Source organism: Acinetobacter sp. CFCC 10889 (genome assembly GCF_003268395.1).
In the GTDB taxonomy this organism is placed as follows: domain Bacteria; phylum Pseudomonadota; class Gammaproteobacteria; order Pseudomonadales; family Moraxellaceae; genus Acinetobacter.
This window is the reverse complement of the sequence record NZ_LQXQ01000164.1, coordinates 1-886: the sequence shown is the minus strand read 5'-3', so window position 1 is coordinate 886 and position 886 is coordinate 1. Positions and strand designations below refer to the sequence as shown.

Here is an 886-nt window from a genome sequence, read left to right as displayed (position 1 = left end):
CCCAAAAGTGGATGCTTTAATTGATAATAAGCTTGATAAAATTGATTATGTTCAGCATTTTAGAGGAATATTTAGCAGTTATTCTGCACTAAGTCTAGCTTTACCCACTGCATTAGACGGTGATTATGCACATATTGACAGTGGTAGCGGTTTTGATCGTATGTGTGCGATTTGGGATAGAGATGACAATGAATGGCGGATCATTGCAGCGAATATTACTTCAAATACGGATGAAATGCCTGAAGGTTCAAACAATCTTTATTTTAAATCTGAGCGTGTCCGTCAGACTGTATTAACTGGACTTTCTAGTCAAACTGCAACTGATATTTTAGCGACAGATAGTTTAATTATTGCTTTGGCGAAGTTGCAGGCGCAGTTAAAAGTACCACCACAAGTCAAATGGCATAAAGCAGAAGATGTTCTGATTCAAAAAGTAGTAAAAACAAATCTGTATGCAACGATTAGTGGTGTTCGATTTGATCTTGAGTTTGCAAAAATTAATGGAATGTTGTGGATGCGAGGAGCTTTTGAAGTTTTAAGCTCTATACAGATGGGATATACAATATGGACATTAAAACCAGAATGGCGGGTACAATCAATTAGGGTAGGAAAAGTACCAAATTACACATCACTATACAATGTATATGTTCCGACAAGCCCAACAACTGAAAACTCACTTTATGTTCATTCTTATGCAGTTGTAAATTCAGATATAACAGTAGAGCAAGATATAAGGGCGCTTGGTTTTTTGTCAGTGAGTATTTGGGGAGTTGGTGGAGCTGTTTGCTTAGGTGCATTAATTACGTCATAGTTGGTGCAAAATAACTTGTAAATATTTAGTGCAAAATAAAAAATAAATTAGTGCAAAATAAGCCGAAAACTTACA

At 35.8% G+C, this 886-nt stretch carries 1 pseudogene; it reads left to right on the top strand.

What is annotated here, in order from left to right:
* Positions 1–811: pseudogene (locus AVJ19_RS21185) on the top strand (hypothetical protein); the annotation flags it as partial.
* Positions 812–886 lie beyond the last annotated feature (75 nt).